Source organism: Agrobacterium pusense (genome assembly GCF_900102105.1).
Classification (GTDB): domain Bacteria; phylum Pseudomonadota; class Alphaproteobacteria; order Rhizobiales; family Rhizobiaceae; genus Agrobacterium; species Agrobacterium pusense.
Genome location: NZ_FNBB01000001.1, coordinates 410,338 through 426,458 on the forward strand (window position 1 = coordinate 410,338; position 16,121 = coordinate 426,458).

The 16,121-nt window shown below is 60.0% G+C and carries 12 protein-coding genes and 1 pseudogene; 8 read left to right on the plus strand and 5 right to left on the minus strand.

What is annotated here, in order from left to right; genetic code table 11:
• Positions 1-29: 29 nt before the first annotated feature.
• Positions 30-1,127: a polyamine ABC transporter substrate-binding protein gene (locus BLU28_RS02080; protein ID WP_037090882.1), complete on the minus strand. Its 1,098-nt coding sequence runs from the start codon at positions 1,125-1,127 to the stop codon at positions 30-32.
• Positions 1,128-1,279: 152 nt separating this feature from the next.
• Positions 1,280-2,695, minus strand: a complete 1,416-nt coding sequence (locus BLU28_RS02085) for a helix-turn-helix domain-containing protein (RefSeq protein WP_077986649.1) — start codon at positions 2,693-2,695, stop codon at positions 1,280-1,282.
• 256 nt (positions 2,696-2,951) lie between these two features.
• On the opposite strand from BLU28_RS02085, the gene aceA reads away from it, so the two are divergent.
• On the plus strand, positions 2,952-4,241 hold the full coding sequence (gene aceA / locus BLU28_RS02090) for an isocitrate lyase (protein ID WP_004440074.1): 1,290 nt from the start codon (positions 2,952-2,954) through the stop codon (positions 4,239-4,241).
• Positions 4,242-4,325: 84 nt separating this feature from the next.
• Entirely contained in the window at positions 4,326-4,580 is a 255-nt protein-coding gene (locus BLU28_RS02095; protein ID WP_022555643.1) for an SMc00767 family acetate metabolism repressor, read from the plus strand.
• A gap of 12 nt (positions 4,581-4,592) precedes the next feature.
• Here the strand turns inward: BLU28_RS02095 and BLU28_RS02100 are convergent, their stop codons facing one another.
• From BLU28_RS02100 to BLU28_RS02110, 3 genes are all read right to left on the minus strand, one after another.
• On the minus strand, positions 4,593-5,465 hold the full coding sequence (locus BLU28_RS02100) for a LysR family transcriptional regulator (protein ID WP_077986648.1): 873 nt from the start codon (positions 5,463-5,465) through the stop codon (positions 4,593-4,595).
• Between the two features lie 255 nt (positions 5,466-5,720).
• Entirely contained in the window at positions 5,721-5,855 is a 135-nt protein-coding gene (locus tag BLU28_RS26760) for a hypothetical protein (protein ID WP_262621252.1), read from the minus strand.
• Between the two features lie 358 nt (positions 5,856-6,213).
• Positions 6,214-7,398 carry a BaiN/RdsA family NAD(P)/FAD-dependent oxidoreductase gene (locus BLU28_RS02110; protein WP_077986647.1) on the minus strand — a complete coding sequence of 395 codons (1,185 nt, stop codon included), beginning with the start codon at positions 7,396-7,398 and terminating at the stop codon, positions 6,214-6,216.
• 123 nt (positions 7,399-7,521) lie between these two features.
• Here BLU28_RS02110 and BLU28_RS02115 point away from each other — a divergent pair, with 123 nt between their 5' ends.
• The 6 genes and pseudogenes from BLU28_RS02115 to BLU28_RS02140 all read left to right on the plus strand — a co-directional run bounded on the left by BLU28_RS02115 (position 7,522) and on the right by BLU28_RS02140 (position 16,108).
• On the plus strand, positions 7,522-8,961 hold the full coding sequence (locus BLU28_RS02115) for a glutamine synthetase family protein (RefSeq protein WP_022555640.1): 1,440 nt from the start codon (positions 7,522-7,524) through the stop codon (positions 8,959-8,961).
• Between the two features lie 12 nt (positions 8,962-8,973).
• Complete coding sequence (locus BLU28_RS02120; RefSeq protein ID WP_077986646.1) at positions 8,974-10,260, plus strand: NAD(P)/FAD-dependent oxidoreductase; 1,287 nt, start codon at positions 8,974-8,976, stop codon at positions 10,258-10,260.
• A gap of 136 nt (positions 10,261-10,396) precedes the next feature.
• On the plus strand, positions 10,397-11,872 hold the full coding sequence (zwf, locus tag BLU28_RS02125; RefSeq protein ID WP_004440062.1) for a glucose-6-phosphate dehydrogenase: 1,476 nt from the start codon (positions 10,397-10,399) through the stop codon (positions 11,870-11,872).
• A gap of 10 nt (positions 11,873-11,882) precedes the next feature.
• Positions 11,883-12,581, plus strand: coding sequence for a 6-phosphogluconolactonase (gene pgl / locus BLU28_RS02130; RefSeq protein WP_006698174.1), 699 nt, complete (start codon positions 11,883-11,885; stop codon positions 12,579-12,581).
• A 124-nt stretch (positions 12,582-12,705) separates the two neighbouring features.
• A complete protein-coding gene (edd, locus tag BLU28_RS02135) occupies positions 12,706-14,526 on the plus strand; it encodes a phosphogluconate dehydratase (protein WP_004440058.1) in 1,821 nt (606 codons plus the stop codon).
• 218 nt (positions 14,527-14,744) lie between these two features.
• Positions 14,745-16,108 (plus strand): annotated as a pseudogene (locus BLU28_RS02140) (metallophosphoesterase).
• Positions 16,109-16,121 lie beyond the last annotated feature (13 nt).

Consider the following 16,121-nt stretch of genomic DNA (forward strand, 5'->3'; position numbering starts at 1 on the left):
GGCCGTTCCTCAACCAGCGGGCGGAGGTGTCAGCTGCCGGTCTTTATCTGCGTCCAGACGCGGTTCAGCACGCGCTGTTCCTTCGGTCCGTAAGGCGAGATCGTGAAGAGCTTCTTCATCGTCTCGGCATCGGGATAGACTGCCGGGTTCTTGGCAACAGACTCATCCATCAGCGCCTGCGAAGCAAGGTTGCCATTGGCGTACTGAACGTAGTTCGACGCCTTGGCAATGACTTCCGGCCGCATCAGATAGTTGATGAAGGCGTGCGCTTCTTCGACATTCTTGGCATCCGCCGGGATGGCAAGGTTGTCGAACCACATGTAGGTGCCTTCCTTCGGGATGACATAATTCACCTCGACGCCATTCTTGGCTTCCTCGGCGCGGCTCTTCGCTTGGAGGATGTCGCCCGACCAGCCGATAGTGATACAGCTGTCGCCATTCGCCAGTTCATCGATATAGGCGGAGGAGTTGAAGGTCTTCACATAGGGGCGGATCTTCATGTAGACATCGCCGCCCGCCTCGAGATCGGCGGTTTCTTTGCTGTCCGGGTTCTTGCCGAGATAATTCATGGCAATGGCGAAGGTCTCGTCCGACGCATCGAGAATATTGATGCCGCAGGATTTCAGCTTTTCAGCATTTTCCGGCTTGAACAGAATATCCCAGCTATCGACCGGAACATCGCCCAGCGCAGCCTTCACCTTGGCGACGTTATAACCGATGCCGGTGGTGCCCCACATGTAGTTCACGGCATATTCGTTGCCGGGGTCGTATTTCGCCAGACGCTCGGAAACCTCGGGCCACATGTTTTTCAGATTCGGCAACTTGGACTTGTCAAGTTTCTGGAACACGCCGGCATTGATCTGGCGGGCGAGAAAGGGGCCGGTGGGCACGACGACATCATATCCGGAGCTGCCGGCCAGCAGCTTGGTTTCCACAAGTTCATTGCTGTCGAAAACGTCATAGACGACCTTGATGCCGGTTTCCTTGGTGAAATCGGCGAGGATCGATTCGTCGATATAATCCGACCAGTTATAGACGTGGACGACCTTTTCCTGGGCCATTGCCGAGCCTGCTGCAACGAGCGCGGTGGTGAGAGCCAAGGTCAGGCGGAGAGAACGGTTTTTCATGATGTCTCCTGTTAACGCATCCTCACGACGGGAGCGTGATCCCCTTTTTTCGGAGAGACTAGAAAGGAAAACAGAAGGGAGCAAGGGGGAAATGTGCAGCACAGCATTTTCAACCAAATGTGTTCCGGTCGCAAAAAAGCGAATGAAAACACCTACTGGAAGTCGAAAACACTGAGGCCGGTGACCATTTCATCCAGCCCCAGCGGCCGCGTGAGCGGCGCTTCCGCCCGCGAAAGACAGCCCTGTCTTTCGCACAGCCGGCACGAAGGACCGACGGCGACGGGCGCAGCGCCCGAAGCGGCCGGGCCATAGACGGTCTCTGCCGCCTGAGCGAAATCGCAGCCAAGAAGCACCGCCGTTCGCCGCACCCTCTCGCCGAAACCAGCCTGCGGACCTTCCAGCGTGCGCGACACCGTGAGGAAAGCATCCCCGTCGGGCATCTCGACCGCTTCCACGAGCACTTGTCCCGGCTGGGCGAAAGCCGCATGAATATTGAGACGCGGACAGAGGCCGCCAAAACGCGCCCTTGGAAAACCGCCGGCCCCCGCAAGGCGAAAACGGTTACCGGCATTGTCGATTTCCATCAGGAAAAACGGGATCGCCGCGGCTGACGGCCGCTGCAGGCTGACGATGCGATTGGCCGCCTGTTCAAACGATACGTTGAAGCGCGACCGCAAGACTTCGAGATCGTACTTCGCCCGCTGGGCGGCGCCGAGGAATGCGCCATAGGGCATCATCAACGCATGAGCGGCGTAACGCGCCAGTTCGAAGCGGGCAATGCGTCTCGCCTCTTCCCCTTTCAGGCCAAGCCCTTCAAGCTCCGTACCGATTTCTTCGCGCAGCGCCAGAAGGCAGGTCTCCATCGCCATTTCCCTCAGCTGATCCGGCTGCGACAGGCGCTCGGATAAAAAAAGCCGCATGGAATGCCGGTCGTAACGTCGCCGGAGGTTCGGCATAGCGTGAACCGGCAGGGTGCGGACCACGATGCCGTGGTTTTTCTGGAGCCATGCGCGAACGCCGGAGGCGAGATCATCGCCCGTCGACAAATGTTTGTGGAGGTCTTCCGCAGCCGCATCGATGGAATGGAAGTAGGCCGGGCGGTTTTCAATGACGTGTCGCACCTCGTCGATCGGCAGGCGGGTGGAGGAAAGCATCGTTTCATGACCCTCCCGCGCCAGAAGATCGGAGAGATCGGACAGGCGCTGCGCCTGTTCCCGGTAAGCCCGGTATAGCTTGAGAACACCACTTGCCGCATTGGGCGCGGCATCGGCGACCTCAATCAGTTCCTGCGGCGACGGCACTTCGCCGACCAGCAGCGGATCGGCGAAGACCTCGCGCAGCTGCCCGGCGGAACCGGCGTTTTCGCCCTGCAGGTCATCCAGATCGACCTTGTACACAGAGGCGAGCTTCAAAAGCAGCTGCACCGTCAGCGGCCGCTGGTTGCGCTCGATGAGATTGAGATAGGACGGCGAAATCGCCAGCGCCTCGGCCATGGCCGTCTGCGTCAGCGCGAGACCGTTGCGAATGCGGCGCACGCGCGGGCCTGCAAAAATCTTGTTTTCCGACACAGCCTTTCCCCTCCACCCCCGTCAACACATACAATTCCATTACAAAATCGACGGATCATACTCTTTTACAAAATTTACATTTTTACAGCGTCACTCTGTCATGCACGCTACAGGATAACCTCTTTCAAGTCACTGTTTTTATGTTTATTCTGGCGATCAAATCTCGAAAAATGTAAATGTAGTCACATCAAACGGCGCCATATGATGTTCAAGACGGCCCGCTACGAAAACCGCATTTATCATGGGAGAGAGAAGTATGACGGATTTTTACAAACTTGTTCCGGGCGCACCGCAGGGACGTTTCGACGGCATCGAGCGCACCTATACCGCCGCCGACGTGGAGCGGCTGCGCGGCTCCGTCGAAATCCGCCATTCGCTGGCCGAAATGGGTGCGAACCGGCTGTGGAAGCTGATCAACGAGGAGAATTTCGTCAATGCGCTGGGTGCGCTCTCGGGCAACCAGGCCATGCAGATGGTTCGCGCCGGGCTGAAGGCGATTTATCTCTCGGGATGGCAGGTTGCAGCGGATGCGAACACGGCCTCGGCCATGTATCCGGACCAGTCGCTCTATCCCGCCAATGCAGCGCCGGAGCTGGCCAAGCGCATAAACCGCACCCTGCAACGCGCCGACCAGATCGAGACCGCGGAGGGCAAGGGCCTTTCTGTCGACACCTGGTTCGCGCCGATCGTTGCCGATGCGGAGGCCGGTTTCGGCGGGCCGCTCAACGCCTTCGAGATCATGAAGGCCTTCATCGAGGCAGGTGCAGCAGGTGTTCACTATGAGGATCAGCTGGCATCGGAAAAGAAGTGCGGCCATCTCGGCGGCAAGGTTCTGATCCCGACGGCGGCGCACATCCGCAACCTGACGGCAGCGCGGCTTGCGGCCGACGTCATGGGTGTACCAACGCTGGTCATCGCCCGCACGGACGCGGAGGCCGCCAAGCTTCTGACCTCTGACATCGACGAGCGCGACCGTCCCTTCGTGGATTACGATGCCGGGCGCACCGTTGAGGGCTTTTATCAGGTCAAGAACGGTCTGGAGCCCTGCATTGCCCGCGCCGTGGCTTATGCGCCCTATTGCGACCTGATCTGGTGCGAAACATCAAAGCCGGATCTGGAACAGGCGCGCAGGTTTGCGGAAGGCGTGCATAAGGTGCATCCGGGCAAGAAGCTCGCCTACAACTGCTCGCCGTCGTTCAACTGGAAAAAGAACCTCGACGACGCGACGATTGCGAAGTTCCAGCGCGAGCTAGGCGCGATGGGCTACAAGTTCCAGTTCATCACGCTCGCTGGCTTCCACCAGCTCAACTACGGGATGTTCGAACTGGCGCGCGGCTACAGGGACCGGCAGATGGCGGCTTATTCCGAGCTTCAGGAGGCGGAATTCGCAGCAGAGGCCAATGGTTACACCGCCACCAAGCATCAGCGCGAAGTCGGCACCGGCTATTTCGACGCCGTGTCTCTGGCGATCTCTGGCGGCACGTCGTCCACCACGGCCATGAAGGAATCCACCGAGCACGACCAGTTCCGCCCGGCGGCCGAATAAATCAAGAAAACCGCCCTTCCCCATCGCGGGAAGGGCTTGCAAAGCAGATCAAAAACCCCTGACAATAACGAGAGGAGAAATGCCATGAACGCCCACAATCCCATCAAGACGCACGTCAAGGAACGCGCCGAGGAGCAATCCTCCGCCATGACGCAGGATCAGCAGGCTGCCATCCGCATGCTGGCCAATGACCTGCACCGCCTCAACCAGGCCGTCATGAAAGCCGTCGAGGCCGGCGTTTCCGTCGAGCTGGTCCGCTCGGCCCGCCACCATGGCGGCGGCGGCAACTGGGGTGATCTGCTTATCCCCGTCATCGTTGCGCAGGGAAGCGCCGCCTGATCCGCAGCCGGCCTATGCCGGGCGGCCCTTGCGTCCGGCGTAGAGATCGGAATGGCTCTTGATCAGACGGGTCATCCGATCCGCCACTGTCCTGATATCGGGTCGGTGGCGATCGTCATTATTCATGACGATCCATTGATTGTGGCGCAGCGGTTCGATTTCGCCGCCCTCCCGGACGAGGCGCGCATCCGCATCGCCCACGAAACAGGGAAGCACCGCGATCCCCGCCCCTGACAGGACAAGATCGAGAAGCGCCGTTGGCCGGTTCACCGTTACGACGATCTCGTTGCTCCGGTTTTCATGCGGCCAGCGAAGATAGGTTGAAATGGCGTTTTCCTCGGCTACCGACAGCCAGCGGTCAGCGACAGTGGCGGCGGCATTGCGCAGCCTGTAGGGAGCGTAGGCAACCTCCCCCGTCTTGATGGCAGCGAGATTGCGCTCCTGCGGCTCGAAAGCGCGGATACCGATATCGTTTTCGCGATGCGCCAGAGACGCCCTCTGCTCGGCAATAAAAAGGTCGATGCGGAAATCATCGCGATCCGTGCAGATGGCGGAGAAGTTGCTGGTCAAGAGCCAGGCATTCCAGGTGCCCACGGCAATCCGCACGATGGACGAGGCCGATGACGCCTTCTGCCACCCCTCGATATCCCTGGCCGCATTCTCCATAGCCTGAAGTCTGTCGAACAACGCACGGCCGTCCACTGTGAGGGCGTATCCCGTCTGGCTGCGCTGGAACAGCGCCTTGCCGATCCGCTCCTCCAGCTCGACCATGCGCCGCCCTATGGTCGCGGGGCTTAAGCCCGTCAGCGCGGCGGCACCCGTCAGGCCACCGCTGCGTGACACGTCGAGGAAAAGCTGGTAGGAATCCCAGGTGACGTTTTTCATAATTGAAAAACGTAGCGCATTTTCTTGCGCAGATAAATCAAAAAACGGCGTGCATCATGGCCCTCCGCAGTAAGAAGGAGAGCGAACATGCACGCGATTTTTGCAGCACGGGCCATTATTGAAAATCAGCGACCGCGCACACGGCGTGAAGCCATTCTGCAGGAAGAAAAGTTTTACAGGGATATGGCCGAGGCATCACGGATGTCACGGTTTTTCAGCGCGCTTATCAACTTTGTGAAGGCGAGAAGCCGTCGATCAATGGAAGAGGGCGATAAGGGCTGCGAGAGCACCGGCTGCGATGAGGCTCAGCCGAAAGGCCAACTGCCGGCTCTCGTTGTCAGTGCGGGCGATGGCAATGGCGCGAGGGCGGCGATGTGCAGATCTGTTCATGCGCGGGCTCCAGACGAAAAACTCAACCGACCCATGCCCTGTTAAGGGCTTCCAGCGTGACATCATGTGCAGCGGGATCATTGAGCGATCCGGCCTTGCTGGCATTCGGTCAGGATGACTCCTCCCCCGTTAACAGATTATTAAAAAAGCGAGGAAGGGCCACAACTTTACCAACTGAAACTGGGTTGGCGAACAGGTCTCATCAGCTCCGTCACCCCGGACTAGTTCCGGGGTCGAGCGCGATCAAGTCCTTAATCGCGAAAGACTCCTTACGGCGCAGAAGCGCCATGGCTGGATGCCGGATCAAGTCCCGCATGACGAAGGAGAGAGGTCCGATCTTTTCCACGGCCAGAGACGATCACGCGAATTCGCCGGCCGCCTGGCCGGACGCCCAGGCCCACTGGAAATTATAACCGCCGAGCCAGCCGGTCACATCGACACATTCGCCGATGAAATAGAGGCCGGGCACGGATTTCGCCGCCATGCTGCGGGAATCGAGGCCGGTCGTGTCCACGCCGCCGAGCGTGACCTCCGCGGTGCGATAACCTTCCGAACCGGCGGGCTTGATCTGCCAGTCCTGCACCTCTGCCCCCAGCTTCGCCAGAGCCTTGTCGGACATATCGGCAAGATGGCCGGTGAGGGCGGATTGTTCGACGACATGCTGGGCGAGCCGCTTCGGAAGGATCTCCGACAGGGCGGTCTGGGCAGACTGACGGCCGTTTTTCTGTTTGGCCTGCTTCAACACCGTGGCCAGATCACGATGCGGCTCAAGCTTCAGGCGGATGGGATCACCCTCGCGCCAGTATGAGGAGATTTGCAGTATGGAAGGACCGCTCAAACCGCGATGGGTGAACAATAGCGCTTCCTCGAACGAGGTTTTGCCATGGGAAACCTCAGCCGGAACAGCGACACCGGCAAGCGGGCTCAGCTTTTCCAGAAGACCGGGATCAAGCGTCAGCGGAACGAGGCCGGGGCGGGTTTCAATGAGCTTGAGGCCGAACTGTTCGGCGATCTGGTAGGCAAAACCGGTCGCGCCCATCTTCGGGATAGACTTGCCGCCTGTCGCGACGACGAGGCTCTCCGCCTCGATGACGCCACCCGAGGTCGACACCCGAAAACGGCCGCCGTCATGGGTCACGGCGAAGACTGACGTTTCGAGCCGAAGCTTCGCATTCACCGCCTGCATTTCAGCCAGCAGCATGCGGATGACATCCTTGGCGCTGTCATCACAGAAAAGCTGGCCGAGCGTCTTTTCGTGCCAGGAGATACGGTGTTTTTCGACAAGGGCGATGAAATCGCGCGGCGTATATCGGGCAAGCGCGGATTTGGCGAAATGCGGGTTGGCAGAGAGATAATTCCTCGGCCCGGCGTGGATATTGGTAAAGTTACAGCGACCGCCGCCGGAGATGCGGATCTTTTCGCCCGGCGCTTTCGCATGGTCGAGAACGACGACGGAGCGGCCGCGCTGGCCGGCGCGGATGGCGCACATCATGCCGGCGGCGCCCGCCCCCAAAATCAGCACGTCACATTTATCTGCCATCATTCCATCCGTTTCGTTTCCTTTCCTCTTTTCCAAGTGCCGCCGCTTGTCAATGGCGCTTTCCCCCTCGCCAATTGCCAAACTACGGTTATGATGGCGACAGTCGAAACACAGACCCGGTGATACATGCCCGCCAAGAAAACCATGCTCCGCCCGAAAAAACAGGCAACCATGGCAAAGAAGACCCCTCCCCTCGACCTTTCCTCCACCCGTGGCGTTTCCTCCTGGCGCGAAGCCGCGCAATGGCTGAGGGCGCGTGGGATAGAAGACATAGAATGCATCACGCCCGACCTTGCCGGCGTCCCCCGCGGCAAAATGATGCCGACGGCGAAATTCACGGGCGATACCTCGCTTGCTCTACCCTCGGCGCTCTATCGCCACACGATATCGGGCGAATATCCCGATGAGACCGCCAATTTCCGCTACGAGCCGCGCGACAGCGATCTGAAGCTGGTGCCTGATCTTTCCACCCTCTCCGTCGTGCCCTGGGAAACCGACCCGACCGCGCAGGTGATCTGTGACGTGGTGGATGCGGAAGGCAATTTCGTGCCCTACACGCCGCGCAACGTTTTGAAGAACGTGCTTTCGCTCTATACCGAAAAGGGCTGGAAGCCGGTGGTGGCACCGGAAATCGAATTCTACCTCGTCGCCATGAATGACGATCCGGACTATCCGCTGCATCCGCCAAAGGGTCGGTCGGGACGCTCCATCGTTGGCGGTCAAAGCTATTCCATCGCCGGCATCAACGAGTTCGACGAACTGATCGACGATATCTATCACTTCTCCGAAAAGCAGGGTCTGGAGATCGATACGCTCATCCATGAGGAAGGGCCGGCACAGCTGGAAATCAACCTGCGCCATGGCGATCCGATCGAGCTTGCCGACCAGGTGTTCCTGTTCAAGCGCACCATTCGCGAAGCCGCGCTGAAGCACGGCATCTATGCCACCTTCATGGCCAAGCCCATGCAGGGCCAGCCGGGTTCGGCCATGCACATCCACCAGTCGGTGGTAGAAATCGATAGCGGCCGCAACATCTTCTCCAATGAAGACGGCAGCCCTTCGAAAGAATTCTTCTCCTTTGTCGGCGGCATGCAGCGTTACGTTCCGAATGCGCTGGTCATGCTGGCGCCCTATGTGAATTCCTACCGCCGCCTGACGCCTGACATGGCCTGCCCGGTGAACAATGCCTGGGGTTACGACAACCGCACGACGGCCTTCCGCGTGCCGATTTCCGGCCCGCAGGCGCGGCGCGTCGAAAACCGCCTGCCCAGCTCGGACGCCAACCCCTATCTGGCGCTCGCGGCCTCGCTCGGCTGCGGCTGGCTCGGCATCGTCAACAGCATCGAGCCGACCGAACCCACCGCCGATACTGCCAATGAAGGCTCGATCGACCTGCCGCGTGGCCTGCTTGAAGCGGTCGCCTTGCTGGAGGGCGAGGCACAGTTCGACCGGATCTTCGGTCACGAATTTGTCGGCCTTTATGCCGGTCTGAAGCGGGGGGAATTCGAGACCTTCATGCAGGTCATCAGCCCCTGGGAGCGCGAGTTCCTGCTTCTCAACGTGTAAGGAATCCCGAGCATGACATGGCAAAGCCCCATTGCGCCGGGACTATCCTGGTATCAGGCAACCATCGGTGAGCGGCCGGACTATCCCGCGCTCGATGGGTCGAAGCAGGTGGATGTCGCGATCATCGGCGGTGGTTACACGGGTCTTCAGGCCGCCTGTAATCTCGCTGAAAACGGCGTCTCGGTCGCCCTCATCGAAGCGCATCGTTTTGGCGATGGTGCTTCCGGCCGAAATGGCGGCCAGTTCGGCACCGGCCAGCGCTCTTTCCCCGATGAGCTTGAGGAAGAGATTGGCTTCGAGCAATCGAAGCTGCTGTTCGACATCGCCGAAAACGCCAAAAATTATGTGCGCGATTTCGCAAGCAGCCGCGGCATCGACATGGATTATCTGCCGGGCCAACTCTATGTGGCGCACAAGGCAGGTTACGAGGACGACTATCGCCGCAGCGTCGATGCGATGAACAACCGCTACGGCTATCCGCATATTTCCTACATGGAGCGTGGCGAAGCGCGCAAACGCGTCGGCTCCACTCATTATTTCGGCGGCACCCGCGACACCGGCACCGGCCATATACACCCGCTTAAGCTGCTGGTCGGGCTTGCGAAAGCCGCGAAAGATGCGGGTGCTCAGATTTACGAGATGACGCCTGCGAAATCCATCCGGCAAGTGGGCGGCAAGACCATCATCGACACCCCTTTCGGCACCATCACTGCGCCACGGGTGTTGATTGCGACCAATGCCTATATCGGCAATCTGGAACCGATAACGGCAGCCCATATCATGCCGATCCGCTCCTTCATCGGCGCAACCGCACCGCTGGATGCCTTCCCCGGCATCATTCCAGACCGGGAGGCCGTGGCGGATTCACGGTTTGTGGTGCGTTACTTCCGCAAGACGGCCGATAACCGGCTGTTGTTCGGCGGCCGCGAAGCTTACACGGCAGATATGCCGCGGGATATTTCCAGCCATATCCGCCGGCAGATCGCGGAAATCTATCCCGAGCTGAAGGATATCGACATCACCCATTCCTGGGGCGGCTCCGTCGGCATTACCCTGCCGCGCAAGGTCTTCGTGCGTGAGGTCATGCCAGGTGTCACCTCCATCGGTGGATATTCAGGCCACGGCGTGATGCTGTCGAATTATTGCGGCAAGCTTTATGCCGATCTGGTGCTCGGCAAAAAGGACATGCTGGCGCCATTCGCGCGGCTTAAAGTGCCGGCCTTTCCGGGCGGAACGTCACTGCGCGCGCCGCTGCTTTTCCTGGCGCTTTCGTGGTTTGCGTTGCGAGACAGGTTTTAGTCCAATGTTTACAGTCCATTACCGGCGGCAAGCACACCGGCAAAAGCAAAATTCATAATTTCACATAACTGAGTCTGGCATTTTTAAATCGATTAGATTATTGATGCCCCAACCCTTGAAGATCGAGAGAATCGATATGAGCAGTCAGATCATTCCTGTTGAACCTTTTGATTGTGTCGTTTTCGGCGGCACGGGCGATCTTGCCGAGCGCAAGCTTCTGCCGGCCCTTTATCACCGGCAGATCGAAGGGCAGTTCACGGAGCCGACCCGCATCATCGGTGCGTCGCGTTCGGTCATGACCCATGAGGAATATCGCAAATTCGCACAGGACGCCCTGAAGGAGCATCTGAAGGCCGGCGAGTATGACGACGCGCAGGTTGCCGTGTTCCTGAACAGGCTTTTCTACGTGCCCGTTGACGCCAAGGGCAACAATGGCTGGGACGTGCTGAAGAAGCTGCTGGACGAAGGTAAAGAGCGCGTGCGCGCTTTCTATCTCGCTGTCGCGCCCGGAATTTTCGGCGATATCGCCGACAAGATCCGCGAACACAAGCTCATCACTCGCTCGACCCGCATCGTCGTTGAAAAGCCGATCGGCCGCGACCTCGCCTCGGCGCAGGAACTCAACGACACCATCGGCCATGTCTTCAAGGAAGAGCAGATCTTCCGCATCGACCACTATCTCGGCAAGGAGACGGTGCAGAACCTGATGGCGCTGCGTTTCGCCAACGCGCTTTACGAGCCGCTGTGGAATTCCGCGCATATCGACCACGTGCAGATTACGGTTGCCGAGGCAGTCGGTCTCGAAGGTCGCGCCGGTTATTACGACAAGGCCGGCGCGTTGCGCGACATGGTGCAGAACCATATTCTCCAGCTACTCTGCCTCGTCGCCATGGAGCCGCCGGCTTCCATGAACGCCGAAGCCGTGCGCGACGAAAAGTTGAAGGTTCTGCGTTCGCTGAAGCCGATCGACACCAGCAACGTCGAAAAGCTGACGGTTCGGGGCCAGTACCGCGCCGGCGCTTCCGCAGGTGGCCCGGTCAAGGGCTATCTGGAAGAATTGGAAGGCGGCGTTTCCAACACCGAAACCTTCGTCGCCATCAAGGCTGAGATCGCCAACTGGCGCTGGGCGGGCGTTCCCTTCTACATCCGCACGGGAAAACGCCTCGCGACCCGCGTTTCGGAAATCGTCGTCACCTTCAAGCAGATCCCGCATTCGATCTTCGACGACGCGGCCGGCAAGATCGAGGCCAACAAGCTGGTCATTCGCCTGCAGCCGGATGAAGGCGTCAAGCAGTCGCTCCTCATCAAGGACCCCGGTCCGGGCGGCATGCGCCTGCGCCAGGTGTCGCTGGACATGAGCTTTGCCGAAGCCTTCAACGTGCGCAGCCCCGACGCCTATGAGCGCCTGCTGATGGATACCATCCGGTCCAACCAGACGCTGTTCATGCGCCGCGACGAGGTCGAGGCCGCATGGGACTGGATCGACCCAATTCTCAAGAGCTGGGAAGAGCTTGGTCAAGGCGTGCAGGGTTACACGGCAGGAACCTGGGGGCCGAGCGGCTCGATCGCACTGATCGAGCGTGACGGTCGTACCTGGCACGATGCCGACTGAGGGCGCACGGATGAGCGAAACAATCCACGCCTTCGATAGCGCCTCCGATCTTGCCAATACGCTTGCGGCTGATGTCGCCCAGCGGCTCGACGCGGCAACCAAGGAACGGGGGACCGCAAGCATCGCGGTCTCTGGCGGCTCTACACCGAAGCTGTTCTTTCAGGCGCTTTCCCAGCACGATCTCGATTGGCCCAATATCAGCGTGACGCTGGTGGACGAGCGTTTCGTGCCGCCGGAAAGCGATCGCTCCAATCATCGTCTCGTCGCCGAGAATCTTCTGCAAAACAAGGCGAAGGCGGCTTATTTCGTGCCGCTGTTCCAGCCGGCGGCCTCGCCGGAGGATGCGGCAACGCTTGCGACCGTCAAGACCGAAGCGATCTGCGATCCCTTCGATGTTGTCATTCTCGGTATGGGAACGGATGGCCACACGGCCTCGTTCTTTCCCGGTGGAGACAATCTCTACGAAGCGCTTGATCTCGATGAGCCGCGCGGCGTTTTGACCATGGCGGCCGAGAATGCCGGCGAGGAACGGTTGACCTTCAACTTCTCCAGCCTGCACGATGCCGGTTTCCTGGTGCTGCATATCGAAGGCGCCGCCAAGAAGGCGACGCTGGAGAAGGCGCAGTCGGGCGAGGATGAGGAAGAAATGCCCGTCCGTGCCGTGCTGAACCGGGCAGAAACGCCAGTGGATATTTACTGGGCGCCATAAGCCGACGCGACGGCCGCTCCTGCGGTCCGCGACAAGCGCCCCGAAGACATGAAGACTGAAACACGACAACCGGCATTCGCCTCCCGGAACGCCGGCTGTCGACCAACGAACAGGATGAACGCCCATGTCCGCCGATTCCCGCATTCAGGCCATCACCGCCCGCATCGTCGAACGTTCCAAGCCCTATCGCGAGACCTATCTCGAGCGGCTGCGGCTGCAGGTCTCAAAAGGCGTTCACCGTTCCGTGCTTTCCTGCGGCAATCTTGCACACGGGTTTGCGGTCTGTTCCCCCGCCGACAAGGACATCCTTGCCGGCGACCGGGTTCCCAATCTCGGCATCATCACCGCCTATAACGACATGCTCTCGGCGCACCAGCCCTATGAGACCTTCCCGGCCATCATCCGCGATGCAGCCAAGGAAGCGGGCGGTATCGCTCAGGTTGCCGGCGCTGTGCCTGCCATGTGTGACGGCGTCACCCAAGGGCAGCCCGGCATGGAGCTTTCGCTGTTTTCCCGCGATGCCATCGCCATGGCTGCGGGGATCGGCCTCTCGCACAACATGTTCGATGCGGCCCTCTATCTCGGCGTGTGCGACAAGATCGTGCCCGGCCTCGTGATCGCCGCACTCGCCTTCGGTCACCTGCCCGCGGTCTTCATTCCTGCCGGTCCGATGACATCAGGCCTGCCGAATGACGAGAAGTCACGTATTCGCCAGCTTTACGCCGAAGGCAAGGTCGGTCGCGCGGAGCTGCTGGAAGCGGAATCCAAATCTTACCACGGTCCCGGAACCTGCACCTTCTACGGCACCGCCAATTCCAACCAGATGCTGATGGAGATCATGGGCTTTCATATGCCTGGCTCCTCCTTCATCAATCCCGGCACGCCATTGCGTGACGCGCTGACCCGCGAGGCTACCAAGAGAGCGCTCGCCATCACCGCGCAGGGCAACGAATTCACTCCCGCTGGCGAGATGATCGACGAACGATCCATCGTCAACGGCGTCGTGGGTCTGCATGCGACCGGTGGTTCCACCAATCACACCATGCATCTGATCGCCATGGCGCGCGCCGCAGGCATCATCCTCACATGGCAGGATATTTCCGATCTCTCTGACATCGTGCCGCTGCTGGCCCGCGTTTATCCCAACGGGCTGGCCGATGTGAACCATTTCCACGCTGCAGGCGGCATGGGCTTCCTCATCAAGCAGCTCCTGAAACAGGGCTTCGTGCATGACGATGTGCGCACCGTCTTCGGACAGGGTCTGGCCGCCTACACCGTGGATGCACTACTGGACGAGAAGGGCGCGGTCACCCGCCAGCCCTCCCCCGAGCAGAGCCACGATCCGAAGGTGCTTTCCAGCATCGAAACACCGTTCCAGCCCACCGGCGGTCTCAAGATGCTGACCGGTAATCTCGGCAAATCCGTCATCAAGATTTCCGCCGTCAAGCCGGAGCGCCATATCATCGAAGCGCCCGCGATTGTTTTCCACGACCAGCAGGAGCTTCAGGACGCCTTCAAGGAAGGCAAGCTTAACCGCGACTTCATTGCGGTCGTCCGCTTCCAGGGGCCGAAGGCGAATGGCATGCCTGAGCTACACCGCCTGACACCGCCGCTCGGCGTGCTGCAGGACCGCGGCTTCAAGGTGGCGCTTGTGACGGACGGGCGCATGTCCGGCGCATCCGGCAAGGTGCCGGCCGCGATCCATGTTACGCCTGAGGCTTCCGATTGCGGGCCGATCTCGCTCATCCGCGATGGCGATATCATCCGTCTCGACGCCGTTTCCGGATCGCTCGAAGTGCTGGTGTCCGCCGCCGAACTGTCAAAACGCGAACCGGCGCGCGCCGATCTCTCCGGCAATGAATGGGGCATGGGCCGCGAACTTTTCGCCCCCTTCCGCCGTAATGCCGGTCCTGCCGATCAAGGTGCCAGCGTCCTGTTTCATTGATTTCCAAAAGGCGAAGGCTGGATGCGGCTTTCGTCTTTAAACCCCGCTCTGCGGCATCGTCCCACCGCACTTTCACGCCCGGGACGGGCGGACGCAGAAACAGCTTTATTTCCCATGCCTTAAACGCCAAACTTGTCATGCGGCTGTGATGATCGCCTCTTAAGGCGTTCCCGACCAGCCGTGGGATGACGGCGCAGTTTCGGATAATGGGGCATGACATGACGATTTTTTCAAGCAACCGCCGCGATGTGCTGAAGCTTATGGCGGGCACCGCCATGCTGCCGCTGATGGCAGCGGCCATGCCGGCAACGGCGCAGGATGTAGCCCTGCGTGCCATCGTCATCTCCGATCTGCATTCGGCCTATGAGCGTATTGGCCAGCTTCTCGCGGCCATCGAAACGCGTATCGCGGCCGACAAGGCGCCCCACATCATCCTGCTAAATGGCGACCTTTTCGAACTCGGCAACGCGGTGGCCACACGTTCGGCCGGCGAAATCGAATGGACCTTCCTTGCGGCGCTCGCCAAGCTTGCCCCCACGGTCATCAATATCGGCAATCATGAGCCCGATATTGACAATGACCTCGCCAATTTCGTCAGCCGTGCTCAAGCCCTCGGCATCACCGTGCTTTCCAACATCATCGACAAGCGAAGCGGCAACCCCTATGCGCCGTCCAGTGCCGCGGTGAAGGCCGGCGAACGGGCGGTCATCGTCGCGGGCCTCGCGACCAATGCAATCAATACCTATCCGAAGGCGACGCGCGAGATGCTGGACATTCCGCAGCCGGTGGAATGGGCGAAGGCCAATCTGCCCGAAATCGTCAAAGCGGATGCGATCAATATTGTTCTGAGCCACGCCGGCGTTGTCGCCGACCGCGATATTCTGCCGGTGCTGCCTGACGGCACGCTGCTGGTGGGCGGCCATGATCACCTTAATTTCGTGCACGAAGAGGGCGCGACGCGCTATGTCCACACCGGCTCCTGGTGCACCTCCATGACGGTCGCGACAATTACCGGTCCCGGCAAGGCCGGCGCCATTGAGACGGTCACCATCCATCGTGATGCTCCCGCCTCGCCGGCTCTCAAGACCCTCATCGAGCAGACGCTTGAAAAGCACCTGACCGCAGAAGAACGGGAAGTTGTCGGCAAGGCCGCCAAGGCGATGACCGTCGACGAAGCGGGCGTCATGTGGCGCATCTGATCGCCGCGAAGACCGGCGCCGATGTCGGTTTCATCGGCCACACCTCTTTCGGCGCAGGCCTGCCTGCAGGCGATATTCGCCGTTATGATTTCAACGCCTCGCTGCGCTTCGACGGCAAGCTGATGGTGACCGAAGTGGACAGCGAAACGCTCGTCCAAATCCTCAAGCGATGCAATCAGGACAGCAACATTCCGCTCGCCGCACGCACGGGCGACTATCTCTACGCCATGCCGGAAAAGCCGGAGAAGAAAGGCCGTTACAAACTGGTCTGCAACGACTGGTCCGCTACCAACCAGAAATCCTATTTCGGCCGCAGCGATCTCGCCTTCATCGAAGTGCCGGATGTGAAGCTGAAGCAGACGGTTCTGGGCGGGCTTTCCTAAAGCCGCAAATCGT